Source organism: uncultured Shimia sp. (assembly GCF_947493595.1).
Taxonomy (GTDB): Bacteria; Pseudomonadota; Alphaproteobacteria; order Rhodobacterales; family Rhodobacteraceae; genus Shimia.
The window spans coordinates 215,933-242,321 of sequence record NZ_CANLRL010000004.1; the positions used below are offsets into that span (position 1 = coordinate 215,933).

The 26,389-nt window shown below is 59.0% G+C and carries 26 protein-coding genes and 1 pseudogene; 9 read left to right on the plus strand and 18 right to left on the minus strand.

The window, feature by feature from the left end:
* Nucleotides 1-24 precede the first annotated feature (24 nt).
* Entirely contained in the window at nucleotides 25-390 is a 366-nt protein-coding gene (locus Q0955_RS12465; protein ID WP_294113445.1) for a helix-turn-helix domain-containing protein, read from the minus strand.
* A gap of 94 nt (nucleotides 391-484) precedes the next feature.
* Here Q0955_RS12465 and Q0955_RS12470 point away from each other — a divergent pair, with 94 nt between their 5' ends.
* The gene (locus tag Q0955_RS12470; RefSeq protein WP_299424670.1) at nucleotides 485-1,255 is read left to right on the plus strand and encodes a nuclear transport factor 2 family protein; all 771 of its coding nucleotides are present in this window, start codon (nucleotides 485-487) and stop codon (nucleotides 1,253-1,255) included.
* 64 nt (nucleotides 1,256-1,319) lie between these two features.
* Here the strand turns inward: Q0955_RS12470 and Q0955_RS12475 are convergent, their stop codons facing one another.
* The 6 genes from Q0955_RS12475 to tyrS all read right to left on the minus strand — a co-directional run bounded on the left by Q0955_RS12475 (nucleotide 1,320) and on the right by tyrS (nucleotide 6,630).
* On the minus strand, nucleotides 1,320-1,763 hold the full coding sequence (locus Q0955_RS12475) for a MaoC family dehydratase (RefSeq protein ID WP_299424671.1): 444 nt from the start codon (nucleotides 1,761-1,763) through the stop codon (nucleotides 1,320-1,322).
* A 104-nt stretch (nucleotides 1,764-1,867) separates the two neighbouring features.
* A complete protein-coding gene (locus tag Q0955_RS12480; protein ID WP_299424673.1) occupies nucleotides 1,868-2,743 on the minus strand; it encodes a TIGR01459 family HAD-type hydrolase in 876 nt (291 codons plus the stop codon).
* 177 nt (nucleotides 2,744-2,920) lie between these two features.
* Nucleotides 2,921-3,643 (minus strand): hypothetical protein, encoded by a 723-nt coding sequence (locus Q0955_RS12485; protein ID WP_299424674.1) that lies wholly within the window; start codon nucleotides 3,641-3,643, stop codon nucleotides 2,921-2,923.
* A gap of 84 nt (nucleotides 3,644-3,727) precedes the next feature.
* Nucleotides 3,728-4,345, minus strand: a complete 618-nt coding sequence (locus Q0955_RS12490; RefSeq protein ID WP_299424675.1) for a hypothetical protein — start codon at nucleotides 4,343-4,345, stop codon at nucleotides 3,728-3,730.
* Nucleotides 4,346-4,406: 61 nt separating this feature from the next.
* Nucleotides 4,407-5,162 (minus strand): SDR family NAD(P)-dependent oxidoreductase, encoded by a 756-nt coding sequence (locus Q0955_RS12495; protein ID WP_299424677.1) that lies wholly within the window; start codon nucleotides 5,160-5,162, stop codon nucleotides 4,407-4,409.
* A gap of 214 nt (nucleotides 5,163-5,376) precedes the next feature.
* Nucleotides 5,377-6,630 (minus strand): tyrosine--tRNA ligase, encoded by a 1,254-nt coding sequence (tyrS, locus tag Q0955_RS12500; RefSeq protein WP_299424679.1) that lies wholly within the window; start codon nucleotides 6,628-6,630, stop codon nucleotides 5,377-5,379.
* Nucleotides 6,631-6,802: 172 nt separating this feature from the next.
* Between tyrS and Q0955_RS12505 the strand changes: the two genes are divergently transcribed.
* From Q0955_RS12505 to Q0955_RS12515, 3 genes are all read left to right on the plus strand, one after another.
* Nucleotides 6,803-8,551 carry an alpha/beta fold hydrolase gene (locus Q0955_RS12505; protein WP_299424680.1) on the plus strand — a complete coding sequence of 583 codons (1,749 nt, stop codon included), beginning with the start codon at nucleotides 6,803-6,805 and terminating at the stop codon, nucleotides 8,549-8,551.
* A 33-nt stretch (nucleotides 8,552-8,584) separates the two neighbouring features.
* Entirely contained in the window at nucleotides 8,585-9,019 is a 435-nt protein-coding gene (locus Q0955_RS12510) for a hypothetical protein (protein WP_299424682.1), read from the plus strand.
* Between the two features lie 160 nt (nucleotides 9,020-9,179).
* Complete coding sequence (locus Q0955_RS12515) at nucleotides 9,180-10,289, plus strand: anhydro-N-acetylmuramic acid kinase (protein WP_299424684.1); 1,110 nt, start codon at nucleotides 9,180-9,182, stop codon at nucleotides 10,287-10,289.
* Between the two features lie 71 nt (nucleotides 10,290-10,360).
* Here Q0955_RS12515 and Q0955_RS12520 read toward each other — a convergent pair whose 3' ends face one another.
* The gene (locus tag Q0955_RS12520; RefSeq protein ID WP_299424685.1) at nucleotides 10,361-10,786 is read right to left on the minus strand and encodes a cupin domain-containing protein; all 426 of its coding nucleotides are present in this window, start codon (nucleotides 10,784-10,786) and stop codon (nucleotides 10,361-10,363) included.
* Between the two features lie 70 nt (nucleotides 10,787-10,856).
* The gene (locus Q0955_RS12525; RefSeq protein ID WP_299424686.1) at nucleotides 10,857-11,717 is read right to left on the minus strand and encodes an alpha/beta hydrolase; all 861 of its coding nucleotides are present in this window, start codon (nucleotides 11,715-11,717) and stop codon (nucleotides 10,857-10,859) included.
* Between the two features lie 159 nt (nucleotides 11,718-11,876).
* Here Q0955_RS12525 and Q0955_RS12530 point away from each other — a divergent pair, with 159 nt between their 5' ends.
* Nucleotides 11,877-12,350, plus strand: coding sequence for a phosphoribosyl-AMP cyclohydrolase (locus tag Q0955_RS12530; protein ID WP_299424688.1), 474 nt, complete (start codon nucleotides 11,877-11,879; stop codon nucleotides 12,348-12,350).
* A 139-nt stretch (nucleotides 12,351-12,489) separates the two neighbouring features.
* Nucleotides 12,490-13,374, plus strand: a complete 885-nt coding sequence (locus Q0955_RS12535) for an NAD(P)-dependent oxidoreductase (RefSeq protein WP_299424689.1) — start codon at nucleotides 12,490-12,492, stop codon at nucleotides 13,372-13,374.
* Between the two features lie 30 nt (nucleotides 13,375-13,404).
* Here Q0955_RS12535 and Q0955_RS12540 read toward each other — a convergent pair whose 3' ends face one another.
* On the minus strand, nucleotides 13,405-14,334 hold the full coding sequence (locus tag Q0955_RS12540; protein WP_299424691.1) for an EamA family transporter: 930 nt from the start codon (nucleotides 14,332-14,334) through the stop codon (nucleotides 13,405-13,407).
* A 53-nt stretch (nucleotides 14,335-14,387) separates the two neighbouring features.
* On the opposite strand from Q0955_RS12540, the gene Q0955_RS12545 reads away from it, so the two are divergent.
* Entirely contained in the window at nucleotides 14,388-14,885 is a 498-nt protein-coding gene (locus tag Q0955_RS12545; RefSeq protein WP_299424693.1) for an Lrp/AsnC family transcriptional regulator, read from the plus strand.
* An 11-nt stretch (nucleotides 14,886-14,896) separates the two neighbouring features.
* Here the strand turns inward: Q0955_RS12545 and Q0955_RS12550 are convergent, their stop codons facing one another.
* The 5 genes and pseudogenes from Q0955_RS12550 to Q0955_RS12570 all read right to left on the minus strand — a co-directional run bounded on the left by Q0955_RS12550 (nucleotide 14,897) and on the right by Q0955_RS12570 (nucleotide 20,214).
* A complete protein-coding gene (locus Q0955_RS12550; protein ID WP_299424694.1) occupies nucleotides 14,897-16,285 on the minus strand; it encodes a hypothetical protein in 1,389 nt (462 codons plus the stop codon).
* A complete protein-coding gene (locus Q0955_RS12555; RefSeq protein WP_299424696.1) occupies nucleotides 16,285-17,604 on the minus strand; it encodes an insulinase family protein in 1,320 nt (439 codons plus the stop codon). Before Q0955_RS12555 ends, Q0955_RS12550 begins: the two co-directional genes overlap by 1 nt.
* Nucleotides 17,605-17,743: 139 nt before the next feature.
* Nucleotides 17,744-19,117 carry a multicopper oxidase family protein gene (locus Q0955_RS12560; RefSeq protein WP_299424697.1) on the minus strand — a complete coding sequence of 458 codons (1,374 nt, stop codon included), beginning with the start codon at nucleotides 19,115-19,117 and terminating at the stop codon, nucleotides 17,744-17,746.
* 56 nt (nucleotides 19,118-19,173) lie between these two features.
* Nucleotides 19,174-19,616: pseudogene (locus tag Q0955_RS12565) on the minus strand (cytochrome c).
* 10 nt (nucleotides 19,617-19,626) lie between these two features.
* Entirely contained in the window at nucleotides 19,627-20,214 is a 588-nt protein-coding gene (locus Q0955_RS12570; RefSeq protein ID WP_299424699.1) for a L,D-transpeptidase, read from the minus strand.
* A gap of 396 nt (nucleotides 20,215-20,610) precedes the next feature.
* Here Q0955_RS12570 and Q0955_RS12575 point away from each other — a divergent pair, with 396 nt between their 5' ends.
* On the plus strand, nucleotides 20,611-22,083 hold the full coding sequence (locus Q0955_RS12575; RefSeq protein WP_299424700.1) for an ATP-binding protein: 1,473 nt from the start codon (nucleotides 20,611-20,613) through the stop codon (nucleotides 22,081-22,083).
* Nucleotides 22,080-22,469: a response regulator gene (locus Q0955_RS12580; protein WP_299424702.1), complete on the plus strand. Its 390-nt coding sequence runs from the start codon at nucleotides 22,080-22,082 to the stop codon at nucleotides 22,467-22,469. Before Q0955_RS12575 ends, Q0955_RS12580 begins: the two co-directional genes overlap by 4 nt.
* A gap of 76 nt (nucleotides 22,470-22,545) precedes the next feature.
* Here the strand turns inward: Q0955_RS12580 and eno are convergent, their stop codons facing one another.
* The 3 genes from eno to Q0955_RS12595 form a co-directional block, all read right to left on the minus strand.
* Nucleotides 22,546-23,820, minus strand: a complete 1,275-nt coding sequence (gene eno, locus Q0955_RS12585; RefSeq protein WP_299424703.1) for a phosphopyruvate hydratase — start codon at nucleotides 23,818-23,820, stop codon at nucleotides 22,546-22,548.
* A 148-nt stretch (nucleotides 23,821-23,968) separates the two neighbouring features.
* Nucleotides 23,969-24,853 (minus strand): DMT family transporter, encoded by an 885-nt coding sequence (locus Q0955_RS12590; protein ID WP_299424705.1) that lies wholly within the window; start codon nucleotides 24,851-24,853, stop codon nucleotides 23,969-23,971.
* Nucleotides 24,854-24,998: 145 nt separating this feature from the next.
* Nucleotides 24,999-26,303: an HlyC/CorC family transporter gene (locus Q0955_RS12595; RefSeq protein ID WP_299424818.1), complete on the minus strand. Its 1,305-nt coding sequence runs from the start codon at nucleotides 26,301-26,303 to the stop codon at nucleotides 24,999-25,001.
* Nucleotides 26,304-26,389 lie beyond the last annotated feature (86 nt).

The window sequence follows — 26,389 nt, forward strand, 5'->3', positions numbered from 1 at the left end:
GGTGCAAGAGAGGACGGTGCGGCGTTACTCAGCGGCGCGGGCGCGGGCTTCGGAGATGTCGCCAAAGTTCTGCGCCGCCCAACCGACAAGTGGTTTGAGCACACGCAAAAGATCAAACCCCTGCTCGGTCAGGGCATAGGAGACCGCCAAAGGCGGGCCGGGATGTACGGTGCGGGTCAGATGGCCGTCGCGCTCCAGCAGGCGCAAGTTCTCGGTAAGCACGCGTTGTGTGACGTCGCCAATGGCACGTTTGAGCTCGCCAAAGCGCAGTTCGCCGTCCTCTAAGGTGAGCAAAATCAACAAGTTCCACTTTGCTGTGACTTTGGTCAGGACAGAGCGGACCGGGCAGTTTTCGGCCTCTTCTTTGGTGTGGGCGGTTACTTTGACCATACCTGGTTCCTTCAAGGTGCGTAATTGATACTAGGTGCAAAATTCATACCTTGTGGCTGTACTTGCAACAAGCTGATTCGAGAGGCTGACCAAAATGACCATCACCGAAACCGTGCTGAACGCGTTCTCTGCGCTTTTCATCCAGTTTGATCCTGAGGCGGCCAGTGCGCTGTTGGCGCCGGACTACATCCAGCACAATCCGGCTGTGCCCACCGGGGCGGCGGCGATTGTGGGCTTTGTGCCGGTGATCCAGCAAAGCGGTATGACCGCGAACACGCATCGGGTGATCACCGAGGGTGATCTGGTGGTGATGCACAACACCTTTGACAATGCGCAAGCCTTTGGAGCGGAGACGCTGGTGGCGTTTGATGTTTTCCGGGTGGCGGACGGCAAAGTGGTGGAGCATTGGGACAACCTGCAGCCGTTGTCGGGGCCAAACCCGTCGGGCCGGACCATGACCGATGGGGCCACGGAGATTGTGGGCCGGGAAAAAACTGCGGAGAACAAAGCGCTTGTGAGTGCGTTTGTGAGTGATGTGTTGCACGGGAAGGCACCAGAGAAGATTGGTGAGTACATTTCGGCAGAAAGTTACGCACAGCACAATCCGCAGATCGCGGATGGCTTAGAAGGCCTTGGCGGCGCGTTGCAGATGATGGCAGAGGCAGGCATCGAGATGCGCTATGACGCTACGCATATGATTGTTGCGGACGGGAATTTTGTTTTCGCTGCGTCAGAAGGCGTGTTGGGCGAGGCGCACACGGCGTTCTTTGATCTGTTCCGAGTTGAGGATGGCAAGATCGTTGAGCACTGGGACACGGTGAGTGAGATCCCGGCTGAAATGGCGCATGAGAACGGCAAGTTCTAAAGCAAAAAGGACGGTGCTTCTGGCACCGCCCTTTGAGTTTGGAGGAGTTTTTCGGTTGGGGGGATCAGTCCAGCTTGCGTGACGGCGCCAGCACGGTGGCTTCGCCGGCGAGGACTTTCTTGCCTTCGACCATGCAGGCGCAATCGAGTTTCACGCGGCGTTTGCTTATGTCGATGTCAGTCACGGTCACGGAGGCCACAACGGTGTCGTCTGGGCGCACAGGCGCAAGGAACTTCAGCGACTGGCCCATGTAGATGGTGCCGTGGCCGGGCAGCTGTTCGCCTATCACCGCAGAGATCAGACCGGCGGTCAGCATGCCGTGGGCGATGCGGCCACCAAACATGGTGTCTTGGGCATACTCTTCGTCCAAGTGCACCGGGTTGTGGTCGGTGGACACGGCGGCAAACATTTCGATGTCCTGATCGGTCACGGTTTTGCGCACGTAGCGGGTCATGCCGATTTCGAGGTCTTCGATAAAGATTGTGCCGCGGGGCAGGTTGTCCAACATTTGGCCCTCCGAGTCTGGATTGGCTGTGTAACTTAATAACGCTGATTGCGCTAGCTTCGTAATTTTATTACTTCGCAGTCGCAGAAAAATCAAGCGCTTTTGTGTTAACGCAGTTTGCCAATCGCAAATTGTGGTGTGACCTGCTGTTCAGCGAGGTAATTCGTTAACGCGGCTGCATCTGGTTGATGGGCGGTTTTTGTCTCCGTTGCGGCGAGGCCACCGGTGATGAAGAGCGAATCGATGTTTTCGCCCATGGCACCGGAGATGTCGGTGTGGGGGCCGTCGCCGATGGCGAGGATGTCTTCGTCTGCGATGGTGACACCCAGAGCCGAAAGCCGGCGGCGGGCGAGGTCGTAGATCGGGGGGTGGGGTTTGCCAAAGTAGAGGCTTTCACCGCCCATTTCAGTGTAGAGTTTGGCCAGTGCACCAGCGCACCATTCACGCACATCGCCGCGATCCACAATGATGTCGGGGTTGGCGCAGAGCAGCTTCATGCCTTTGGTTTTGGCATAGAGAAAGTCGGCGCGGTTCACGTCCGGATCGGCCATGGTGTCGAAGGGGCCGCAGCAGACAATGCCGTCGGCCTCAGACAGCGGGACACGTTGGATGTTGACAGGGTTGTCAAGGATTTCAAGTGGTTGGAAGAAGCTTGCGTCGCGCTCCCATTCGCCCATAAAGTAGACTTTTTCCCCGACTGCGCCATTGAACATGGCCGAGCGTGCGCTGTCACCAGAGGTGGCGATGGTGTCATAGGCATCATCGGGAACGCCAAAGGAGCCAAGCTGTTCTGCCACACCGGCGCGGGGTTTGGGGGAGTTGGTGACCAGCACCACAATTCCGCCGTTGGCGCGGTAGGCTTGCAGGGCGGCGACGGCTTCCGGATAGGCGGTGACGCCATTGTGCACGCAGCCCCAGAGATCGACAAACAGTGCTTTGTAATTGTCGGAAATCTCGGCGAGAGAGGAGACGATCTGGGTCATGTGGTGGTCCTGCGCGTGAAGTGTTGCGCAAGGTATGGCAGGGGCATTTACCGAGTGCCAGCGATTCCGTTTTGCGACGTGCTGCGGTGCAGAAGTTAACGCCCAAAATCCACGTCGGTATCTTGTCGGTATTGCGACTGTTTTGCGGAGGTGGGGAGTTTTGCTGCGGTGCGGAAATTAACCTTTGGCGCGGTTCATCGCTTTGCGCAGGGCGCCTACGATGCTGCGGAAGGGTTCGACGCGGTCGTAGAATCTCAGGTCGTGAATATCGGTGCGCGAGCTGCGCTGGCCCGCAAGGCAGGGTGTGGTGAGGCGGAAGGTGGTGCCTGGCACAATGGTGCGGACCATGTTGAAGGCGCCGTCAAAGAACATCGAGCCGCCTTCGGGATGGCCGGAAGGGCGGGCGCGGACAAGTTCGAGGTAGTCATGGAACGCGCGGATGCTGTCGCCCTGGATGGCCCAGAATTGCGTGCCACGGGTGCCGCCGGTCCACTCGGTTAGGCCAATGCTGTCGGTGGGTGGGGTTTCCGGTTCCAGATAGCCAAGGGCGGCAATGGACCAGTTGGTGGTTTTCAGGTCCGTGAGCACTTTGGCGACGGTGCTGTCCGGCAGATCGTTGAGTTCAAGATCGTCTTCGCAGATCAGGATGCGCTCATAGCCTCTTTCCAGCGCGTCGGCGAGCACGCGGGTTTGCGAGAGGAAGTTGCCGAGGGAGCCAGTCGAGGGGAACGCGCCTTTTTCCTTCGGGCGGGAGGCCTCAAAGAAAGTGATATTCTCATTGGGGATGGACACACCCACGCGGGCGAAATCTGCAATGGTCTCGCTGCGGCGGTCATCCCGATAAGGCAGGTTCACGATGTAGACGTGGTCAAAGTGGTCAAACAGATCGGGAAAGCTCATTTGGGTGTCCGCGTTGGAGGTGTTTTGCCTGCTCCTAAAGGCACTTGGCGGCGGAAGTTTGTCAACAGCGCGGTGGTTTTGGGCTTAGGCCAGTTGGGCGGGCAGGCGCAGGGTGGGGCGGAAGCCGTTGTGCAGTGCGATGCGTGTGGGCGCTGGGGTGAGCACGGGGTGTGTGCCTTGTGGGCGTTTGATCGGGGTGGCGTAGCCTTGCGGCGTGAAGGGGAGGGCCATGTCGTCGAGTAGAAGTGCGGGGCCGGTGTCTGTCAGGATGAAAGTGGCGTCTGGCAGGGAGGCTGTTTCGGCAAGCGGGCGGTTTTGGCCGTAGACGCGGGGAATGGCGCGGGCGGTGTGTAGCTGTTCGTCGAAATCGGGGGCGCTGCCAGAGTGGTCGGCTGCGGCGAGGAAAGCCTTGTGGTCGGCGCGGCGGCATTCGGCGCAGGGGCGGTGTCCAGCGGCAAGCGCGACAGCCTCGTCATAGAAAAACAGTTCGGTGTAGCGGTTGCGGGCCATGAGTTGGCGCTGACGGTTTTTGAACGACAACACACAGCAGACCCAAGCTTTGTGACGCCAGCGGCGGTGGGTCAGTTGACCGTGTTGGTGCGCGGAGGCGTCGTGCAGAATGCCCCGGTTGCCCATGAAGGCACCACGTGTTGGGTGCGCGAGGATCTGGCCGTCGGGTTGTACGCGGTTTTGGCGGGGCATAGTGCTCTCCTTTGTGGAGAGGGTAGCAAGGTGCGCAGTAAATGCGCACCCTATGGTTTTGTTACTGCATGCGCAGGGCGCCGTCGATGCGGATGACTTCGCCGTTGAGATAGCCGTTTTCGACAATGAAGCCTGCGAGGCGGGCGTATTCAGACGGGTCGCCCAGACGTTTTGGGCAGGTCACGTCTTGCGCCAGTTGGTCTTGGACTTCTTGCGGCAGACCTTGCAGCATCGGGGTCAGGAAGATGCCGGGTGCAATTGCCATGACGCGGATGCCGGAACGTGCCAGATCACGGGCCATGGGCAGGGAGAGGCCAACGATGCCGCCTTTGGAGGCCGCATAGGCCGCTTGGCCGCGTTGGCCGTCCATGGCTGCAATAGAGGCGGTGTTGATGATCACGCCGCGCGCGCCGTCTGCTTCCGCTTCGTTCTCCGCAATCACTTCGGCGGCGAGGCGGGCGACGTTGAAGGAGCCCACGAGGTTGATGTCGATGGTCTTCTGGAAGGTGTGCAGCGGGTGAGGGCCGTTTTTGCCAAGGGTGGTGGCGGCAGGGGCGATGCCGGCGCAGTTCACCGCGGCGGTGATCTTGCCCATGGCCTCTTTGGCGGCTTGGATGCCCGCGGCGGCGCTGTCCTCATCGGTCACGTCCACCTTGTGGAAGGTGCCGCCGAGTTCCGCTGCAATCTCTGTGCCGCGTTCCTCGTTGAGGTCAAACAGGGCCACCTTGGCGCCGTTGGCTGCAAAGTGGCGGGCGGTGGCTTCACCCAGACCGGAAGCGCCCCCGGTGATCACGGCGCAGGTTTGATCAAGTTTCATTGGCGGGCTCCTCCCAGAGAGACGTAAAGGTCGGTAAATGAACGTGTGTTCAAATAACCTGAATGGCGCCTACGTGTCTAGAGGGCGTAGCGAGGGGCCAGCCCCTCTGCGCCCGTGGCGCATTCACCTCGGGTTATTTGGAGACTGTGAATCGGAAAAGAAAAGGCCCGCCGGAGGGGGCGGGCCTTGAAGAGCAAATCGAAGGCGGGCGGGATTAGCCGTCCAGTTGCACCAGGGCGTGGCGCTTTTTGCCTGCGGAGAGCTTGATTGGGGAGGCCAGCGCAGCGGCGTCGATCATCAGGCCCGCGTTGGTCAGCGGGGCGTCATCCAGCTTGGCGCCGTTTTCCTTGATCAGGCGTTTGGCGTCTTTGCCTGACTTGGCGAGACCGGATTTCACAATCAGCTGCACAATGGAGATGCCGTCGCCGAGGTCCTCAGAGGTGAGCGTCACTGTGGGCAGGTCGTCGCCCACGCCGCCTTTTTCAAACACTTCGCGGGCGGTGGCTTCGGCGGTCGCCGCGGCGTCGGCTCCGTGGCAGAGTGTGGTCACGGCGTTGGCGAGGATGATCTTGGCTTCGTTGATCTCAGAGCCTGCGAGCGCGCCGAGGCGGTCACACTCGTCGACCGGCATTTCGGTGTAGAGTTTGAGGAAGCGGCCCACGTCGGCGTCAGTGGTGTTGCGCCAGAACTGCCAGAACTCATACGGGCTGCGCATGTCGGCGTTGAGCCAGACTGCGCCGTCTGCGGATTTGCCCATTTTTTTGCCGTCGCTGGTGGTCAGCAGGGGAGAGGTCAGGCCAAAGATCTGGGTTTCGTCCACGCGGCGGGTCAGGTCGATGCCGTTGACGATGTTGCCCCATTGGTCAGAGCCGCCGAACTGCACCAGACAGCCGTAGCGGCGGTTGATCTCCAGGAAGTCATACGCCTGTAGGATCATGTAGTTGAATTCGAGGAACGACAGGGATTGCTCGCGGTCCAGACGGGACTTCACGCTTTCGAAGCTGAGCATGCGGTTCACCGAGAAGTGGCGGCCGATGTCGCGCAGGAAGGTGAGGTAGTTCAACTCGTCGAGCCATTCGGCGTTGTTGAGCATCAGCGCGCCGGTGTCATCGTCGCCATAGTCGAGGTATTTGGCAAACACCTGTTTGATGCCATCGATGTTGGCGTCGATCTGATCGTTGGTCAGCAGCGGGCGTTCGTCAGCCCGAAACGACGGGTCACCGACTTTGGTTGTGCCGCCGCCCATCAGGGTGATCGGTTTGTGGCCGGTCTTTTGCAGCCAGCGCAGCATCATGATTTGAATGAGCGAGCCCACGTGCAGAGACTTGGCGGTGGCGTCAAAGCCGATATAGCCGGGCACCACACCGTCACAGAGCGCTTTGTCAAAGGCTTCGTAATCTGTGCAATCGGCCACAAAGCCGCGCTCTAGCATCACGGTGAGGAATTCCGATTTGGGCTGATAGGTCATGGTGCCACTCATTTGTCCGTTGGTTGTCTCTGCCTCTAGGGGCGCTTTGCCTCCTGTTAGCACCTTGAACGCATGTTTGTAAGCCGGGATTGCGCGCAAGGTAGAGGGCAGGGTTTCCACACTTTGTGCGGTGGTGGGGGACTGCTATGTTCTAGCTTTTGAAGTTATGTTAATGAGTGATCGTTTTGAGGATTTGACGCACCTCGTTTATGAGGCGTCGTTGGACAATTCCCTGTGGCCCGAGCTGATCTCGGAATTGGCAGAGGAAGTGCACCGCGCGCGGGACAGCCGGTATTTGGAAAGCCCAGAGGCTATGGAAGCGGAGACGCGGGGACTGGAGAACCTGTCGCGGCATTTCCGGCGGGCGTTTAGCATATCGGAGCGTATGGTGGGGTTGCAGGAGCGGGAGGCCTATTTGTCCTCGGTGCTCAACAGCTTTGCCTTTGGCGTCGCGTTGCTCAATGAAGAGGGGCAGGTGGTGATGGCCAACCGGGCGCTCTATGACGTGTTGCCTATGCCGGCTTTGCAGGGGCAGGACATGCAGGTGTTTTTGCCCAAGAGCGGGGAAGACAGGCCGTTGCCACATTGTGCGCGGGAGGCCAATCGCACGGGGATTGCGTTGGAGTTCAAAAGCCGGGAGGACGGGGCGGTTGATTTGATGGTGCTGCCAAAAGAGGAGGCCGCGCGGATTGGCTTTCCCGCAATTGCGGCCAGTGTGGTGATCTCGTCGGGGCAGCAGAGCCATATGGGGGCGGCGCATATCGCCAAGAGACATGGTCTGACCCGGCGTGAAGCCGAGGTGTTGGGCCATGTGGCGCAGGCCCGCGAGCTACGTGACATTGGCTGGCGCATGGGGGTCTCCTATGAGAGTGTGCGCACCTACCTGAAGCGGGTTTATGAAAAAACCGGGACCAAGAGCCGTGCTGAGCTATCCGGGGTTTTGGCAAAATCCCCTTTGATGGCGGTGCGGGGCAATGACGGCGCGGAGCATACCCGCTTTCAAGTGCGCAATCGGATCACGCTGCGAGACGGGCGGCAGCATGAGTATTTCTGTCTCGGTCCAAAAGCGGGCGCGCCGGTGCTGGTGTTTGATGCGCTATCTGGTGTGACCATCGACGTGATTGGCTATCCCCAGCGGTGTTTTGACGTCCTGGAACAGATTGGTGTGCGGCTGATTTGCCCCTGTCGTCCCGGCAGCTTTTGGTCTGATCCATCTGACATGACCAGTTTGCGCGACTTTGCCGGGGATGTGCGAGAGCTGATGAACCATTTGCAGATCTCAAAAGCGGCTGTGTTGTCGGTGTCCTTTGGCAGCGGATCCGCTTTGGCAGTGACCCATGAATTACAGGACAGGATCACCAAAGTGGTTTTGTCCTCCGCCTGTTATCCGTTTTACCGCCATGAGAATTGGCGGGAGTTGGATCAATTCTATCATATGTCTGCCATCTTGGGGCGGCATTGGCCCGGCATGTTGCGGCAGATCATTCCGTTTCTGGTGCGCTCCATCCTGCAAAACAAAGAGCGCTACTTTGACCGGTACTGCAAACGCTCCCGCAGCGCAGATGACATTCGCATTCTGTCTTGCCCGGTGATCCGACGTCGCACCGCAGAGATGCTGGCCCTGCGCACGGCCTCTGGCATGGAGGGGATGGTGGAGGAGAACCTGCTTAACGCGCAGGGCTGGGACTTTGACCCGTCTGACATTCACACGCCGGTGGAGGTGTTTCAGGGGCCTGATGACAATGTGGCCCCCATCCAGGGGGCGGAGCTGTTGGCGCAGCACTTACAAGACGCGCAGCTGACTGTTTTGTCGGGCAAGGGGCACTATCATCACATTGAAAACTGGCCCTGGTTGGCAGCGCGTGCCGCGGGCAAGGATATGGCCCCGGACAGTTTGCGCTATGACATTCCTGCGTTTTGACCAGATGGTAGGGAATACCTGAAGATTGGTGGAATGTCCCCAATTGGGGATAGGGAAATCCCCCCTGGAGTCGGTATTTTTAAACTCATTGAACAGGAATTTATTTATCGGGGGGCGCGGTTATTGTTTGCCTATGTTTTTGAGTTAATCCAGGCGCTCCCCAAACCTGTGTCAACGGCGTGTGGCGTGTTGGGGTTTTGCCTTTACCTGACCAACTATACCCTCATCACCTTTCGCATTCTCAGCAGTCAGGACATCCCGTTTTTTGTCATCAATATTTTTGGTGCAGGGCTTGTTCTGGTGAGTCTGGTGCAGGACTTTAATCTTGGGTCGTTTATGATTCAGGTGTTCTGGATCTGTCTTGGTGTGATTGCAATTGTGGTTCGAGTGAAGTCACGCGCAGCCTGGCGACGGGAGGTGCACAGAGCGCCTCTGTCTCCGGCTTTGGGGGCTCCCCATTCTCGCTAAAGCCGGAGCGTGCCGTATGAAGGCTGCCCCACGTTCTGGTTATTACACACAGAGCGTGGGGCGTTTCCGTTTTGGGCTGGCGATTTGGGGGGCTGATCCTTTAAGGTTTTGCCACCGCGTTTCGGCGCGGCATAGGTGGGCAAACCAAAAGGATAAGGCCATGTTGAAGGGCCAGGGTGAGGCGGCGGTTGTGACCGCGCTGGGCGCGATGTCAGGCACGTCACTGGATGGCGTGGATGCGGCTGTGGTTGAGACCGATGGGCAGGTGATCCATGGGTTTGGGGCAACGGCCTATCGCGGCTATTCTGAAGCGGAGCAGGTAGTTCTTACGCAGGCGCTGGGCCAGTGGTCCGGGGCGGAGGCGGAAGCGGCAGCAGAGGTGATTGAAGCGGCCCATGCGGAGGTGCTGGGTGCGTTTGACGGTGTCGATCTGGTTGGCTTTCACGGGCAAACGTTGGCGCATGAGCCGCGTGGGCGTGGGACCTGTCAGGTGGGCGATGGGAAAGCCTTGGCCGAGGCGCTGGGCGTGCCGGTGGTTTGGGACTTCCGCTCTGCCGATGTGGAACTGGGTGGCGAGGGCGCGCCGCTGGCGCCGTTTTTCCATTTTGCCTGTGCCAAGTGGTTTGGCGCCTCTGAGCCGGTGGTGTTTTTGAACCTTGGCGGGGTGGGCAACATCACCTGGGTGGATCCGCGTAAGGCGGCACCTGAGGACGAGGGTGCGTTGCTGGCGTTTGACACCGGACCCGCCAATGCGCCGCTGAACGACATGCTGCGGGCGCGTCGCGGTTTGGCCTTTGACGAAGGCGGCAAAGTGGCGGCGCAGGGTACTGTGGCCACAGGGGCGCTGGAGCTGTTTCTGCAGGAGGCGTATTTCTCAAGAATGCCGCCGAAGTCACTGGATCGAAACGATTTCCCCGAGATGATGGAGTTGGTGCGCGAGCTGTCGGATGAAGACGCGGCCGCAACGATGACCGCGATGTGTGCTGCGGCGGTGGCGCAGGGCATGGGACATTGCTCCGAAGCGCCGAGCCGCGTGCTGGTCACGGGTGGCGGGCGGCACAATCCGGTGCTGATGGAGATGCTGCGGGTGTCGCTGGACTGTGCGGTGGTGCCTGTCGAAGAAGTTGGGCTGGATGGCGATATGCTGGAAGCGCAGGCCTTTGCCTATCTTGCCGTGCGCGTGGCGCGGGGTTTGCCAACAAGCTGCCCCAGCACCACGGGGGTGATGGCGCTTGTCGGCGGTGGCACGGTGAGTGAGCCGGAGAGCTAGGCGTTTAGGGCTGCGCCTGCCGAGGGGCAGGCTGGCGCAGACCGACCTTTCGGTCGGGCGATGAGGTGGGCTTAGCGCGGGATGTCGAAACCCGGGGCAGCCAGTTCAAAACCTTCAAACTGAAACGCTGGGGAGACGGTGCAGCCGACCAGCGTCCACTCGCCAGTGCTGCGGGCGGCCTGCCAGTGGTCTTTGGGCACGATGTGTTGCGGGAACTGACCGGCTGCGAGGTCAGGACCAAGCACGTGGTCGGTGGCGGGGCCTTGGTCGGTTTCTGCAAGCGACAGGATCAGCGGTGCACCGGCGTAGTAGTGCCAGATTTCGGCGGCATCGACACGGTGCCAGTGCGAGGTTTCGCCTGCTTTCAACAGGAAATAGATCGAGGTGCCTGCGGGGCGGGTGCCGTCTGCGCTTTCGGCAATCCAGGTCTGGCGGTAGTGGCCGCCTTCAGGGTGCGGGGCGAGGTTGAGGTGGGCGATGATCTGATCTGCGGTCATGGGCTGCGTCCGATGTCGTTGGTTGGCGACATAGGGGCAGCTTGGCGCAGGGGAGGCAAGCGAGAAGTTTTTAGCTGAGCCGGTCCAGGGCGGTGCGGGCAGCGGCGGCAACTTGTATGGGGGCTTCCAGGGGCAGCAGGTGGCCATAGTCTGGCAGGGACTGGAAGGTCATGTCCGGGCGGCTGTCGCGCAGGCTGCGGGCGATGGACGGATCCATGAAAAGCGAGGGTTTGCCGATGATGACCTCGGTGGGCACGGTCAGGCGTTTGAGGGTTGGCAGGATCAGTGGTGGGGTGGCGTAAAGGTGCGCCTCCCAATTGCGCGGGTATTCCAGCTTGATGCCGGTGTCGTCGGGCACGGTGAGCGCCTCAATCAGACCGCGCAGGGTGGCGTCGTCAAAGCGGCGGTAGGCTTTGGAGGCGCGGTAGTAGGCAAACGCAGTCGCGAGGTCTGGCCAGTGGGTGGGGCCGCTGAGCACCTCGGCGGCGGGGCCTTTGGTTTGGCGCAGGCGATAGGGTAGCAGTTTGAGCAGCAGGCGGATGCGGCGGGTGACGCCGGAGGGCTCGATCAGTACGAGGCCTTTGAACAGGTCGGGGCGTTTCGCGGCGGCCATGGCGGTGGTGGCAGCGCCGATGGAGTGGCCCATCGCCAGAATCGGCGCGGTTTGGGTGGCCTCAATCCATTCGATCATGTCATCAGCGAAAAGGTCCCATTCACGCCGGGGATTGGGCGGTGGGGCGTGTTGCCACAAGGGGCGCATCGCCAGCGCTTTGAGGTGGTAGCTGTCTCCAAGTGCAGAGAGGAACGGCGCGTAGCAGCGTGGGCCAAGCGCCGTGGCGTGATGGAAGACCACGGTTGGACCGGTGCCTTGGTTCTGCCACGCGGCAGCGGTGCCGCCGGAGAGATTGCTGTGGTGCCATGTCATCTGCATGCGCGCAAGCTAGTCGCGCCTAAGCTGTGCGCAAGGGTGACGTTGGGGACGGTGTTGGCGTGGATTTTCGCAAAAACCAACAATCAATGTCTTGAAACGATAGGTGCGCTCCTCCAAAAAGGCTCAAATTTGCTTCTAGTTAGAGAGAGGGACTCTATCGTGGCCATCACTGAATCCGAACTGAGCGCAGCACGCGACGCCTGGGGCGCGGGCCTTGTGGCGATTTCCAAAGCCTATGAGGCGGGCGGAATTGACGAGGCGCGACCTGTGGCCGAAGGGGTTCTGGACGCGGCTTATGGCTACAACCTGGGCCCTGTACTGTTTAAGCCAACGCTGGCAAGCGGCGATCAGACCTTCCGCCCGACCAAAAAAGGCGCGCTGTCCTATTTTGTAGGCCATGACGAAGAATACCCGCTGGACGGTGGGTTTGCGCTTTTGGGATGGCGGAATGTCGAGATGGTTACCGCTGCAAGCTTCATCGAGGGTGATGTGGCGATGTGGCAAGGCATGGGCATTATGACCGACAAAGACGGCAAAGTCACCAAAGCCAACAAGAGCTTTGGTTATAAGAAAGACGCCAATGGCGTTTTGCGGATTGTTCTGCACCACAGCTCGCTGCCGTATCAGCCATAAAAGTTGAGACATTCAGAGAAAAAGCCCCGCCATCATGCGGGGCTTTTTTGCTTGAGGGGACCAGTGATGCCAGACTTGCCTCGCCTCGGCATGTGGCGCATCGTGCGTTTGGCTTTCTAGGGTGACAGGCGGGGATGCGATGCGGGTTTTCTTTACAGGTGGCAGTGGCAAAGCGGGCAAATGGGCCATTCGGCATTTGCAGGAACAGGGGCATTACGTGGTCAATGCGGATCGTGTGCCGTCTGGGTTGGATTGTTCCGAGCTGCTGATTGATCTCTGCGATGCGGGGCAAGTGATTGGCGCGATGTCGCAGTTCACCGATTTTCACGAGTTGGATGCGGGTACGGGCGTGCCAACCTATGACGCGGTGGTGCATTTTGCGGCGGTCCCGCGGGTGATGATTGGCACCGATGGCGAGTGTTTTCGACAGAACACGTTGAGCACCTACAATGTGATCGAGGCGGCGGTGAAGCTGGGCATTCCCAAGGTGATCTTTGCCAGTTCAGAAACCACCTATGGCGTGTGTTTTGCGGATGGCGAGGTCAAACCCGCCTTTGTTCCGGTGGATGAGACCCATCCCACCGTGCCGCATGACAGCTACGCTATGTCCAAAGTCTGTAACGAGGCCACCGCGCGCAGCTTTCAGGCGCGCACTGGCTGCGATGTTTATGGGTTGCGGATCAACAATGTGATCGAGCCGCATGAATACGCCGAGATGTTCCCGGCCTTTGTCAAAGATCCCGCTCTGCGGCGGCGCAATATTTTTGCCTATATCGATGCGCGCGATTTGGGGCACATGGTGGATTGTTGCTTGAGAACCGACGGGCTTGGCTATGAGGTGTTCAACGTGGCCAATGATGACAGTTCGGTTGGGATGCCCTCTGATCAGGTGATTGCGCGGTTCTATCAAGGGGTGGAGCTGCGTGGCGAGATGGGGGCTAACGAGACCTTTTATGCCAATGAGAAGGCCAAGGAGATGGTAGGCTTTGCGCCGAAGCATGGCTGGCGTGATCTGTTGGAGTGAGGTTTGGACCCGTGGTTCGGCCTACTCACATCAAATCCCAGTCGTGGCGGGGCGATGCACCGCCACGCCGATCATCACCAACAAAACTCCCATTAGGTCGATCATGTTTGGGATTTGGCGAAGAACAAGAACGCCAATGACGGTTGCTGAAGCAGGCAGGAGGGCCAGTAGAAAGGCAAAGCTGGCGCGGGGCAGGCGGGACATGGCGAGTTGGTCACAGACATAGGGGATCACCGAGGAGCACAGACCAACACCGATGCCGGCCAGGACCAACATGGGCGCGCCGAAGGCCTCAAGCGCCTGAAAGAACCCAATGGGCATGACACAGAGAAAAGCGGCGGTCATGGCGGCGCCCAGGCGCTCGACACCGCCGGAAGCGCCCCCTTCGGAGACTTTGTGACCCAGGATGATGTAAAGCACAAACAATCCGCCATTCAGCAGCGCCCAGAACAGTCCCAGAAGGTCTGAGGTCAAGGCGGCATTCTGCGCTGTCAGCAGAGCGGGCACATCAATGAGCAAAGCCACGCCCACACTGGCCACGGCAAAGGCCAGGTAATTGCGGGCGGTGCGCAGGCTCCAAAGTGCGATGCCAACGGTGCCAACAAACTCAATGGCGGCAACAAGCGCGATGGGCAGGCGCTCCAACGCCAGATAAAACGAACAATTCATCACCGCTAGGCAAGCACCAAGGGCCAGCAGCAAAGCGCGCTCGCGCGGCGGGGCGTTTTTGAAGGTGCGCCAGGGTTTTGTGAGGGGGGCAAAAAATAGGGCGGCGGAGGCGATGCGGAACCAGGCAACGCCCAGCACACCAACCACCGGGAACAGCAGCACAGCAAAGGCCGGTCCGAGGTAGTGGAACACAGCGGAGACAGTAAACCACGCCTGTGGGGGCACGGTTTCTGACAGGCGGGACAGGTGGTCTGACGGGCCGGTCGCAGAGCTGGGGGCTTGATCTGACATAGGATCACAATGCAAGCTGAATGGTGAAGTTGGTATGGTGAGGTGGTGGCGAGATGGCGGAAACTGCGATGGATGCAAAGGTGCAAGGTGAAAACGGCCTTCGATCTGAAGGTGGGGTGTTGGATCATGTTGATGTGGCGATTCTGCGTGCCCTCAGCGCAGATGCACGGATTGCGCGGGCGGAGTTGGCCCGGCGTGTGGGCCTGTCAGCCCCCAGCGTGGCCGATCGGGTGCGGCGCCTGGAGGACGTGGGGATAATCACCGGCTACGCGGCGCAGATTAATCCGGCCAAACTTGGCTATGGGCTGACGGTTTTGATCCGGGCGCGTCCGATGCCCGGCGAAATGGGCAATATGATTGCGGCCATTCAGGACACGCCACAGATTGTGGTTTGCGAGCGTGTGTCCGGCGAGGATTGTTTTGTGGCGCGGGCACATGTGCGTGACGTGGCGGAGATGGAGGCGGTGATTGACCGGCTGGTGCCGTTTGGGGCGACCAATTCTTCGATCGTTCAGTCTTCGCCAGTGTCGGAGCGCTTGGTGGTGTTGTGACTTGGCCTTGGCTAATTGCCCTCAGTGCGGAGTTGCTGAAGGCAGTGTTTGAGAGGTGTGTTGGGTGGGAGGGGGCAGTAGCCGTTGGCTTTGAGGTCCGCGGAGGGGGTGGGCCCGCCACCAATTAGGATCAGCAAATAGTCGTCCAGCGGGGGTAAGTAGCTGCTGGCGTTGGCGATAATGTTTTTGGTCGACGCCGCCTCTAGAGCCGTAAAGATCGGGAGCGAGATTTGACCGCTGGCTCCGTCCGGATACTCATATAGATATTGTCGCGCAGTCCAAACAGGGTTGTGGTAGGCGTCGTCACTGAAACTTCGGCTCAAAGTTTGATGCTGTTTGTCCAAACGGGGTATGGAGACATCACCTGACCGTACGGATGAGTATATGTCGTTGATGGATGCATAAATCTGCGGCCATCTGTCTGCCGCAACAGTTGCGCTCAGCATGATCATCGCCGTGTTCTTGTCAGTCATGACAAACTGTGAAGTCGGGTCATAGCTAGCTCGCATTTCTTGTCTCAACTTAAGAAACATTTCCGCGCTCTGATTGGCTCCGATATGGTTTGCCAAGAGATTTGCCCCGACTATGTGCTCTTCGTTGTCAAAGGTGGCGGCGTTGATCAGTAGGATCAGCATCTCGCTAGAGGTGGGATCCTGAAAGTGAATTGTACCGGAAGGCAAATCGTAGGTGAAACGATCCCGCCCTAGCATCACCTCCAGCCACTTTGGCAAAGTCACGCGCAGGTTCACAGCATGACGCGGGAGTTTGGCGAGTAACTTTGATACCCGTCTTTTAACCACGTCGTCATCCGACCGCAGGACAGCTTGGCTGGGCTGGCCAAAGCGGAATTCGGGGCCAAATTGCGCTGGCGATGCTTCTTCAGAATTGTAGTCGAGGAAACTGTTGATTTCGTGTAGGACATCGCCGGGATTGCGAGTGAGCGTTGACGGCGTGGTGTGCATCAGTTGCAGGTTTCGGTCAAACCAGCCTTTGGAGTAAGTCGGCTGCATCAACAGGTTTTCGAGGTGGACCAGTGTTTCCAGGAAGACCTCGTTTGGTGCCGAAATTGTGAACAGCAAATGCGTACGGGTTGTGGCGATACTCTGCCGTATGCCGTTCAGTTTTCTATACTCATGGATTTCGAAAGGTGAGCGTGAGGCGGTTCCACCGGACGTCACGCTGAGCAGGCCGGCGGCCAAAGCGTCCGCCCGTTTTTCGGTCACGTCTTCCATCGGCCAGACCAAGGTAAGCGCAGACAGACCGTTGCGCAAAGGCGTTAGGTAGGCAATCCGTGTCTCACTATTGGCTGCGATCAATTCCGCGCGAACCTGCGGGGCATTTAGAAGGCAAAGAGCTGCCACAAGCAGAGCTGCCGCATGCTGGATGTAGGCGCGCATCATCAGTCTACCTTCTTAGCCAGAACGGTTGCCGTCGCCGAGGGCTCCATGACTTTGTTCACAAAGTCGAGGACCTCTTGGTCCGTGGTGGCGTTGATTATGTCGATATAGATAGACGGACTGAAGGGGGGGTAGCCATCTGCGGCCAAGTTTTGCAAGAACCAGTGCGTACTGGACGGCATCCGGCGTGCGTCTTGTGCTTGTACCACCTCTTTCTGGCGGGCCCGCTTTATTTCCTCGGTGGTGATCGGGTCCCGGAGCAGTAATTTCAGGGTTGTTCGCAGATTGCGGTGGGCCTCCCCAAGAGAGAAGCCGGGCATCAGTTCCACGTTCAACGTCATTTCAAGATCGGCGTTTTTGGCGAAGTACCAATTCAGGTCCACCGATAGGAAGCGCACATCTTGAAAATGAAGAGCGTTTTGAAGGCGCGTGTTCAGAATGTCTGTGGCGACAAAAAACGCACCTTGCAAATCAAAACTGTCTTGGTGGTTTTCGAAGTCGACAAACTTTGCAAATTGCAGCGTGTCCCGGGCCAATCGGTTTGTCTTTATGTGCTGCACGTGCCGGAGGTCCGGGTCAGGTTTGTGATCCAGCCAGGGTTTACCTGGCGGGGTCGAGGTATCTGTGTCGCCAAAAATCTTTGTCACCAGATCTGAGGCCAATTGATGGTCGATCTTACCGGAAACAATGACCGTGACGTTGGCGGGCACATAATGATCTTTGTGGAATTGAAAAGCCGCTTTGAGGTTTAGGTTGGGGAGGTCTGCTACAGTGTTATTGGCTCGGCCACGAGGCGTGCCGTAGAGATTTTGCAAAGCCATCCGAGTCAACCACCGACCTGGATACTGGCGTTCTCTTAGAAAGGTTTCCCGCGCGACAATATCGATTTCGCTTTTGGCAAAATCGTCTGGTAGAACGGGGGTATCCAGAACTGCCCTGGACAGGCGTAGAAGGGTTTCCAACTCCTCTGGCGAGCCGGAGTTGGTGTAGACCGTGGCCGCATTAAAAGTGCTGGCATTCAAGTCACGTTCCCGCACTTCTTTGAGGATGGTGGCATCCGCGGAAAAAGCGGCGAGGTGTTCAGTCAAATGGGCGGTGCCAGATGGGGCCGGATCATCGTAGGCACCGGACAGGACGATCAGCTGCACATCCACCCGATTGAAGTCTTCGATGGGCACCACATATGCGCCGTGCAGGCCACCTTTTTCGGCGACTGGGTAGATCTCCTGAGCGGTCGCGGGGCTGTTGACGGTAATGAGCAGGCCGCTGAGGGCAAAAAATATGGTCGCGCTCAGCTGGAGAGGTAGGGTTTTGAAACGCATAAAGTCCAAAGGTTTAGAGAGGCGTAATTCTTCTAGTAGATACTTGCGTTGGTTGTGTCGGTTTCTCAAGGGACAGGGTGGGACTTTTTGCAGTGCGTTGCAGCAAGCCCGTTGTGATACGACGGGGACAAGTTGCCGATCACACCACCTTGATCCAGGTGCGCATGCCTGCTGCGGCGTGGGACAACATGTGGCAGTGCATCAACCATTTGCCCGGAGCGCCGGCGATGAAGACGATTTCGCGGGTTTCGCGGGGTTGCATCAAGAGCGTGTCTTTCAGCGGGCCAAAGCTGCCGTCGGACAGAACTTCCTGAAAATGGGTGCCGTGCAGATGCATGGCGTGGGGAAAGGACGTGTCGTTTTTCATGGGGATGCGCACGATTTGGCCTTGGGCGACCTCCGCTAGCGGCGTGTCACTCAGCCCCGCTTGGCCGTTGAAGGCCCAGACCTGGCCCTTGTCGACCAAGCTGCGCATGTCCAGTGTTTCACCTTCGTAGGTGGCTTCGCGCAAGCCGCCCATGGCGCCGCCTTCCATGTGCAGGGGCACGGTCAGGGCGTCGGTGAGGTCTGAGAGGCGCGGCATTGGATTGGCGGGCAGGGGCTGGACGGCATCGCGAGCGGGTTGGGTGCCGGAGATTGGGATCTCTTTCAACAGGTAACCTGTGTCGCCTTCGTGCAGGACAATTTGCAGCGCGTTGGCCTCGTTGGCTTGGGCGTCGATGATCACGTCGGCGCGCTCGGCCGGGCCAAAGGGCATGGCGTCGAGCGGTTCGGGGGTTTCTAACGGCATGCCATCGCGGGCGACCAGTTTGCCGTCGCCGCCTTGTACGGAGACGGTGATGACGCGGTCGGTGGCGACGTTGACAAAGCGCAGGCGCAGGCGGGCGTTTTCCGGCACAGAGTCCGGTTGCTCGGACAGCTGTGCGTGGATGTAGTTGCCAAGCCGTCCGGCGTGGGTCCAGTCGTGCATGGCGCCGAAGTCATCGGTGATTTGGGCCTCGTCACTGAGCCGCCAATCGTCCAGCACCACCACAATGTCATGATCCACGTCTGGCGCGTTGGTTTCTTCTACCACAACCACACCATAGAGACCGCGGGCGACCTGTTCGGTGGATTGGTTGTGCGAGTGGTACCAGTAGGTGCCGGCGTCTTTGAGCGGGAACTCGTAGTGGAAGCGTTCGCCGGTGGGCACGGCTTCCTGAGTCATGCCGGGCACGCCGTCCATGGCGTTGGGCACGCGGATGCCATGCCAGTGGATTGCGGTGGGGCTGGGCAGGCTGTTGAGCAATTCTTGCTTGAGCGTGTCCCCTTGTTTGAAGCGCAGGAACGGGCCGGGCACCGAGCCGTTGTAGCCCCAGACCTCGGTTTCCGGATAGTCGCCAAACTCGGCATCAATCAGCTGCACGTGGCCTGTGGTGGCTTCGATCACCGGGGCGGTGGCCGCAAAGCTGGTTTTTGGTGTTAGGGCGAGGGCGGCGGTGCTGGCGAGGAATTGGCGGCGGGTGATGGGCATGCGGTTACTCTTACGGATTGGTATTGAAGCGGATACGGGGCAGTGGTGTCCGACGTTTAATAAATGCCGTTTTCGCGTTGCAGCTCGCGGACGTAGGCCACGATGGCTTTGACGTCACCTTTGGTCAAGCCCGCCACCGGAGGCATGTCGCCAAAGGACCAGTGATGGGCGCGCACGCCGTTGTCGACGGCCATGAAGAAGGCCATGTCGGAAAATGGTGACCGGGTTCGTAGATTTTGTGCACCAGAGGCGGCGCGACACCGTCCTGACCCGCAGCGTTGTCGCCGTGGCAAGCGGCGCAGGTGGCCTCAAAGGCGCGTTTGCCCATTTGTGCCAGCTCGCTGTGGGCGGCGGGTTGTTTCACGGAGACCATGGCTGAGGTTCCTGTGGTTTCCGGCGCGGCGACGGGCTGGGGTGGTGTGGGCTGAAACTGGAGGGCGGCAAAGGTGGCCGCGCCCAGAGCTAGCACTACGCCAGCGAGGATAAGTGGTTTGGTCATGGTATTGGGATCAGATCAGTTTGACTTTGGTGCCGACTTTGGTGCGGTCAAACACCTCTTCGATGTGATCGCTATAGAGGCCGATGCAGCCGTTGGAGGAGCGGCGGCCAATCTTGCGTGTGTCGTGGGTGCCGTGGATGCGGTAGTACTGCCACGACAGGTAAAGTGCGCGGGTGCCCAGCGGGTTGGAGGGATCGCCGCCTTTGACATAGGGCGGCCATTCCGGGTTGCGCTCGCGCATCGACGGCGTGGGCGCCCAGCCGGGGTTGGCGCGTTTTTCGGTGACTTCGGTATAGCCACGTTTGGTCAACTCGTCGGTGAGCGGCACAGAGGTTGGGTAGATGCGCATTTCGCCATCCGCCGTCCAGTGCTGCAACACGCGGGTGGTGGTGTCTGAGATGATCAGCCCCACGCCAAGCGCGTCAAAATGGTCCTGCCAGTCATGGGTGCGGAAGGAAGAAACGTTGCGCTGCACCGATGGCTCTTGCTCCGGTTCGGTGAGTGCCAATGCGGGGACGGCGGCCACAATCGGCGTGAGCGTGCTGCTGATCAGGAAGGACCGGCGGGTGAGCCGGGGAGATTTTGGGGAATGTGCCATGCGTGCCTCGTGATGTTCTTTTCCCACGGTGTGACAGGTTCCAGTAGGGGGAGGTCAACACACATTGGGGTCACGAAGGCGTGAGGCTGGCCGTGGGCGAAGGCAACTCGCCCAAAACGGCACGCTCGAAGGTGCGGCGCAACATTTAGGTGTCTGCGGCGGCTATTCGTCCCTCAAAGCCATTCAAATCAGCGGTCAGTGGTCAAAGGTTAAGGGTTTGGTAATACCAGTTACATACCAAAGTACACCAGCGTGCCGGACTAGCCAAGTTATCAGCCGAAAACGGAGAGCAAAATGCGCAGTAAGAATGGGGATACGGGCTCAAAAGTGGGTTCTATCCATCAAAGTCATCTAAGGCGCAGGCTTTTTGCCACAATCGCTGTTTTGTTGGTTCCAATGTTTGTGGCCAGTGCAGCCTCTGTGTACTTTCACCAGTCAGCGGCGGCGACATCTCGGTATGTGCTGACCATGGGCCAGATGATTGAAGCTGTGTCCAAGCTGAAAGGCCATGCGGCGCAGGTGGAGACGTCTCGGAGTTTCGATGCTTCAGAAGCGCAGAACACCTATACGCGCGCGCTGGGATACTATTCCGCTTTGCGGGCTGCAGATCCGGATGGCGATGAAATCGATGAGGACAGTGAGTCCGTTACCCGACAGGCGTTGAATGCGCGCACCAAAGAGGCCGGTATAGATCCGATTGCCTTGGGCACCGAGTTGGGGCTGCTCGGCCATGAAATGCCTGAGGTTTTGGAAGACATCTGGGAAGAAGAGGAAGATTCCTGGGAGGCAGGCGCCTCTGAGGAAGTGTCTTTGGAGAACACGATTGGGACGATCTTGCTGGCTGCTGCGGAGATCTTTGCCGATGGAAAAGATGATCCCGCCACACTGGCTGCCTATTGGGCTGAGGCGAACACGCTGTCTTCCGAGCAAATCGATCATGTGAACGCGGTGTTGACGCAGCAATCCCAGACCGCTGGTGAGTTGCCGGTTTTCCTGTCTGTGCTGGTGTTTGTGATCGCGTTGTTCGCGGCGGTTTTTGCCTGGTTTGTGGTGGCACGGCCGCTTGTTACAGAAATTCTGCGTATTCAGTCGGAGCTTCAAGAGGAGGCGCAAGCCGCGCGGGCCTCAGATATGGCCAAGACGCAGTTTCTTGCCACGATCAGCCACGAGTTGCGCACGCCTATGAACGGAGTCATCGGGGCTGCGCAATTGTTGGAACTGGCGGATCTGCCCGAAGAGGACAGGGAGTTGATTGATATTCTGAACTCCTGCGCGGACAACCAGATGGCGTTGATCGAAGAGATTTTGACGTTTGGTGAGATCGAGGCTGGGGCGCTGCGCATGAAATCTGAGCCGATTGAGGTGAAGGACTTCATGAAGAACACGACCGGTTTCGCGACGATTTTGGCCCAGAAGAAAGATTTGTCCTTTCACCTTGAGGTGCCAGAGAATGCGCCGGAGATTCTGGGGGATGCCAAGCGGTTGCGTCAGGTTGTTGTGAACCTGGTTGGCAATGCTGTGAAGTTCACTGAGGAAGGCTCTGTTCATGTCAGTGCAACAGTTGCACATGCCCAGGGTTCGGAAGATGCCGTATTCTCGGTGAGTGTCACCGACACAGGTGCGGGGATCGCGCCGGAGGATCAGGCCAAGATCTTTGAACGCTTTGTGCAGGCGGACAGTTCCTCCAGCCGAAAGGCCGGCGGCACTGGTCTCGGCCTGTCGATTGCGCAGGGCATTGCCCAAGAGGCAAACGGCGACATCACACTTGAAAGTGAGCTGGGCAAAGGCTCCACCTTTACACTCACCATTCCCACGAAACTCAGCACCGCCAGCAATGTCGCATCGCAAGACAAAAGGAACGCAGCATGACCAAGCCAGACTTTTCTGCCCTCAATCCGCGTATTTTGGTGGCCGATGACGAACCGATCAATTTGAAGGTGATGCAGCGGCTTTTGAAGCACTGCGGCATCAATTGCGAGGTCGCAAATGACGGTCTCGAATGTGTGCAAAAAGCGGAAAGCGGCCAGTATGATGTGATCCTGATGGACATCAACATGCCCAATATGGATGGCATTGACGCCACCCGTGAGATCAGCCGGTTGCTGTCCCCGGAAGGGCCAAAGATCATCGCCGTGACCGCAAGCGTGTCCAATATGCAGAAGCAGGAATGTGATGAAGTTGGGTTTTCCGGCTTTATTCCGAAGCCGGTGCGGATTGATAAGCTGGTTGAGGTACTGACTGAGCACCTGCACTGAGCGTCGACCCACGCAAGTCCAGTAAAAGAAAAACCCCGCGCGATGGCGGGGTTTTTTGTTTTGTTTGTGCCTAGGCTTATTTTAGTACGGAACGGCCTGCGTATTCGGCGGTTTCACCCAGCGCTTCCTCGATGCGGATCAGCTGGTTGTATTTGGCCAGACGGTCGGAACGCGACAGGGAGCCGGTTTTGATCTGGCCGCAGTTGGTGGCCACGGCGAGGTCGGCAATCGTGGCGTCTTCGGTTTCGCCGGAGCGGTGGGACATCACGTTGGTGTAGCGCGCGCGGTGGGCCATATCGACGGCCTTCAGCGTCTCGGTCAGGGAGCCGATCTGGTTCACTTTCACCAGCATGGAGTTGGCCACGCCCTGTGCGATGCCATCCGCCAGACGGGTTGGGTTGGTCACAAATAGGTCGTCGCCTACCAGTTGGACTTTGTCGCCAATCAGGTCGGTCAGGGCTTTCCAGCCATCCCAGTCGTCTTCGTCCATGCCGTCTTCGATGGAGATGATCGGGTAGTCGTTGCAGAGGTCGGCTAGGTACTGCGCGTTCTCAGCAGAGGTCAGGGATTTGCCTTCGCCCACCATCTCGTATTTGCCGTCTTTGTAGTACTCAGAGGAGGCGCAATCGAGGGCGAGGTAGATGTCTTCGCCAGGCTTGTAGCCAGCTTTTTCGATGGAGCTCATGCAGAAATCCAGCGCCTTGCGGGTGCTTTCCAATGCCGGGGCAAAGCCGCCTTCGTCACCGATACCGGTGTTGTAGCCTGCGGCGGTCAGCTCTTTTTTCAGAGTATGGAAGACTTCGGCGCCCATGCGGATGGCTTCGCGGATGTTGGCCGCGGAGACAGGCATGATCATGAATTCCTGAATGTCGATTGGGTTGTCGGCGTGCTCACCGCCGTTGATGATGTTCATCATCGGCACCGGCAGAACGCGGGCAGAGGTGCCACCCACATAGCGGAACAGCGGCTGAGCGGTGTGGTCGGCCGCGGCTTTGGCAGCGGCGAGGGAGACGCCCAGGATGGCGTTGGCGCCGAGGCGACCTTTGTTTGGGGTGCCGTCCAGCTCGATCATTGCCTGGTCGATGGCAACCTGCTCGGTCACGTCCATGCCAACGAGGCATTCGGCGATTTCGCCGTTCACCGCGTTCACAGCTTCCAGAACACCTTTGCCGAGGTAGCGGTCTTTGTCGCCGTCACGCTTTTCAACCGCTTCATGGGCACCGGTGGAGGCGCCGGAAGGCACAGCTGCGCGGCCCATGGTGCCGTCTTCGAGGATCACGTCAACTTCGACGGTTGGGTTGCCGCGGCTGTCGAGAATTTCGCGGGCAAAGATATCAATGATGGTGCTCATGTCGGAGGATCCCTCGGATGGCTACAAATGTCGGGCGCAGCTATAGCAGGGCGGGGGCAAAAGTAAACGCATTTTGATAGCGCTAACGGTGGTTTTTCCACAGGTTAGGGCTAACAGTGACAGGAGGACGCTGTTTTGCTGGAATTGGCTAGGCTTGGGCCGGGGCGGTGGCCTTGGCGAGGCGGTGTTCGCGCATGAAGGTAAAGAGGCCGGAGCCGATGATCAGCGTGGCACCCAACATGGTGGGTAGGTCGGGGCGCTCGCCAAAGGCCACCATGCCAACCAGGATGGAAAACAGCAGGCGAGAATAGCGGAAGGGGGCCACAACGGAGGCTTCGCCAAGGCGCAGCGCGGTGACGACGCCCCAGTAGCCTGCGGCCCCAAAGGCCACGGCGCCTGCCATCATGGAGAGGTGGGACGTGGTGACCGAGGCGTAGTCGGCGGCGTTAAAAAGCATCAAAAGCGGGCCAGCGAGGACCAGCGAGGCAAAGCTCTGGAAGGAGACCACAAAGGAGGACACAGACGCGTCAATGGTGCGGGTGATCAGGTCGCGTAGGGCAACAATGATCACTGAACCGAGTACCAGAAGAACATTGGCGTCAAAGGCGTCGGTGCCCGGGCGGATGATCAGCAAGACGCCACTGAAACCAACCAGAATGGCGGTGAGGCGGCGCCAGCCGACTTGCTCGCCCAGAAAGAGCGCTGCGCCGAGGGTGATGACCAGCGGCAGGGTCTGGAACACGGCTGCAACCGTGGAGAGGTCCACGCGGGAAAGGGCGGTGGCAAAAAGCACGGCGCCACCCGCTTCGCAGGCGGTGCGCAACAGCATGCGTGGAGACCAAGCGGCAGCGGCAAAGAGGTTGTCGCCCCGCAGGATGGCAAGCACGGCAAAGACCGCGCCGGAGCCCAGTCCCAAGGCCATCAAGATCTGGCCCACAGGCAGGGTCACAGAGAGGGATTTGATGAACATATCCTCAAGCGTGAAGCCAAGCATGGCCGCCACAAGGATCAGAATACCGTGTACGTTTTGCATAATGTTACCCGCGCGTCAGATGGTTCACAGGTGAAGAGCAACGAGCGACATGGCAAGTCCGTTTCCGACAAACGCGACCAAAGCCGCATTCATTTTGGTGATGGGGCCCATCACGCGCTGTGCAGGGATGGGCCGGTTTGCCGGCTTAGAGCGGGCGGATTTTCAAGTCGGTGATCCGGTTGGCTTCGCGGCCGGTGACCTCAAAGCGGAAACCGTGGAAGGAAAACACCTGCCCTACGGTGGGGATCATCTGTGCCTCATGGATCACCAGACCGGCGATGGTGTTGGCCTCGTCATCAGGCAAGGACCAGTCGGTGGCGCGGTTGAGGTCGCGGATTGTCATGGCGCCTTCGATCAGGAACTGGCCATCCTCTGATTTGCGGATCGGGTGGTCAGCGTCTTCGTCAAACTCGTCGGTGATCTCGCCCACGATCTCTTCAAGGATGTCTTCGAGCGTGATCAATCCTTGCAGCGAGCCGTATTCATCCACCACCAGGGCGAAGTGGGCATGGCGGCGCAGGAACTCGCGCATCTGGTCGTCGAGCGAGGTGGTTTCCGGCACGAAGTAAGGCTCTTTGGCGACTTCGGTGAGGTCAAAAGCCAGCAGGTCGCGGGCGTTGGTCTCTTCCTGTACGGCGCGGGTGTACATGCTGCGGAACAGGTCTTTGGCGTGCACCACACCAATGATGTTTTCTTGGTCGTCTTTATAGACCGGCAAGCGCGTATGGTTGCTTTCCAGACATTGTTTGAGAATGTCGGCAGGTGCGTCGTCTGCGTTGATCATTTGGATGCCGGAGCGGTGCAACATGATCTCCTCAACTACACGATCAGAGAGATCAAGCGCGCCAAGGATGCGGTCGCGGTCTTCTTTTTCTACGATGCCTTCGGAGTGGCCCAACTGAATGGCACCGGCAATCTCTTCGCGCATGGCGAGCACCTGACTGTCCGGGTCGGTTTCCACACCGAACAGGCGCAGCACACCGCGCACCAATACACGTACGGCGGCAACAATAGGCGAGAACAGCGTGACAATCAGGCTAATCGGGCTAGCAACTGTGGCGGCGGCGTCTTCGGGGCGGGTGATGGCGTAGGTTTTGGGCAGCACTTCGGCAAAGATCAAAACCAGAAGGGTCATGACCAGAGTGGCCAGTGCCACGCCACCTTCGCCAAAGGCCCGGGTGAAGAGAGCGGTGGCCAACGAGGTTGCGAGGATGTTGACCAGGTTGTTGCCCAGCAGCACGGAGCCGATCAGACGTTCGCTGTCCTCGGTCACGTTTAGGGCGCGTTGGGCGCCGCGATTGCCTTTGTCCGCCTGTGCGCGCAGTTTGCCGCGAGAGGCTGCGGTGAGGGCTGTTTCGGAGCCGGAGAAGAAGGCAGACATCATCAGCAAAAAGAAAATCACGCCTGCGGTGATCCAGAATGCGGTGTCAAAAGTTGTGGTGGGCTCCATGGGGTCCTCTGAAATCTCAATCACTTAGGTTTATGGGGGCGCAATGGGGCCGGATCAAGGGGGCGTGAAGCCCTTAAACCTTCTTT

Excerpts from the sequence above, each read along its gene's own strand:
- Q0955_RS12465 (WP_294113445.1), bottom strand. The coding sequence starts at position 390 with ATGGTCAAAGTAACCGCCCACACCAAAGAAGAGGCCGAAAACTGCCCG.
- Q0955_RS12470 (WP_299424670.1), top strand. The coding sequence starts at position 485 with ATGACCATCACCGAAACCGTGCTGAACGCGTTCTCTGCGCTTTTCATC.
- Q0955_RS12475 (WP_299424671.1), bottom strand. The coding sequence starts at position 1,763 with ATGTTGGACAACCTGCCCCGCGGCACAATCTTTATCGAAGACCTCGAA.
- Q0955_RS12480 (WP_299424673.1), bottom strand. The coding sequence starts at position 2,743 with ATGACCCAGATCGTCTCCTCTCTCGCCGAGATTTCCGACAATTACAAA.
- Q0955_RS12485 (WP_299424674.1), bottom strand. The coding sequence starts at position 3,643 with ATGAGCTTTCCCGATCTGTTTGACCACTTTGACCACGTCTACATCGTG.
- Q0955_RS12490 (WP_299424675.1), bottom strand. The coding sequence starts at position 4,345 with ATGCCCCGCCAAAACCGCGTACAACCCGACGGCCAGATCCTCGCGCAC.
- Q0955_RS12495 (WP_299424677.1), bottom strand. The coding sequence starts at position 5,162 with ATGAAACTTGATCAAACCTGCGCCGTGATCACCGGGGGCGCTTCCGGT.
- tyrS (WP_299424679.1), bottom strand. The coding sequence starts at position 6,630 with ATGACCTATCAGCCCAAATCGGAATTCCTCACCGTGATGCTAGAGCGC.
- Q0955_RS12505 (WP_299424680.1), top strand. The coding sequence starts at position 6,803 with ATGAGTGATCGTTTTGAGGATTTGACGCACCTCGTTTATGAGGCGTCG.
- Q0955_RS12510 (WP_299424682.1), top strand. The coding sequence starts at position 8,585 with ATGTCCCCAATTGGGGATAGGGAAATCCCCCCTGGAGTCGGTATTTTT.
- Q0955_RS12515 (WP_299424684.1), top strand. The coding sequence starts at position 9,180 with ATGTTGAAGGGCCAGGGTGAGGCGGCGGTTGTGACCGCGCTGGGCGCG.
- Q0955_RS12520 (WP_299424685.1), bottom strand. The coding sequence starts at position 10,786 with ATGACCGCAGATCAGATCATCGCCCACCTCAACCTCGCCCCGCACCCT.
- Q0955_RS12525 (WP_299424686.1), bottom strand. The coding sequence starts at position 11,717 with ATGCAGATGACATGGCACCACAGCAATCTCTCCGGCGGCACCGCTGCC.
- Q0955_RS12535 (WP_299424689.1), top strand. The coding sequence starts at position 12,490 with ATGCGGGTTTTCTTTACAGGTGGCAGTGGCAAAGCGGGCAAATGGGCC.
- Q0955_RS12540 (WP_299424691.1), bottom strand. The coding sequence starts at position 14,334 with ATGTCAGATCAAGCCCCCAGCTCTGCGACCGGCCCGTCAGACCACCTG.
- Q0955_RS12545 (WP_299424693.1), top strand. The coding sequence starts at position 14,388 with ATGGCGGAAACTGCGATGGATGCAAAGGTGCAAGGTGAAAACGGCCTT.
- Q0955_RS12550 (WP_299424694.1), bottom strand. The coding sequence starts at position 16,285 with ATGATGCGCGCCTACATCCAGCATGCGGCAGCTCTGCTTGTGGCAGCT.
- Q0955_RS12555 (WP_299424696.1), bottom strand. The coding sequence starts at position 17,604 with ATGCGTTTCAAAACCCTACCTCTCCAGCTGAGCGCGACCATATTTTTT.
- Q0955_RS12560 (WP_299424697.1), bottom strand. The coding sequence starts at position 19,117 with ATGCCCATCACCCGCCGCCAATTCCTCGCCAGCACCGCCGCCCTCGCC.
- Q0955_RS12570 (WP_299424699.1), bottom strand. The coding sequence starts at position 20,214 with ATGGCACATTCCCCAAAATCTCCCCGGCTCACCCGCCGGTCCTTCCTG.
- Q0955_RS12575 (WP_299424700.1), top strand. The coding sequence starts at position 20,611 with ATGTTTGTGGCCAGTGCAGCCTCTGTGTACTTTCACCAGTCAGCGGCG.
- Q0955_RS12580 (WP_299424702.1), top strand. The coding sequence starts at position 22,080 with ATGACCAAGCCAGACTTTTCTGCCCTCAATCCGCGTATTTTGGTGGCC.
- eno (WP_299424703.1), bottom strand. The coding sequence starts at position 23,820 with ATGAGCACCATCATTGATATCTTTGCCCGCGAAATTCTCGACAGCCGC.
- Q0955_RS12590 (WP_299424705.1), bottom strand. The coding sequence starts at position 24,853 with ATGCAAAACGTACACGGTATTCTGATCCTTGTGGCGGCCATGCTTGGC.
- Q0955_RS12595 (WP_299424818.1), bottom strand. The coding sequence starts at position 26,303 with ATGGAGCCCACCACAACTTTTGACACCGCATTCTGGATCACCGCAGGC.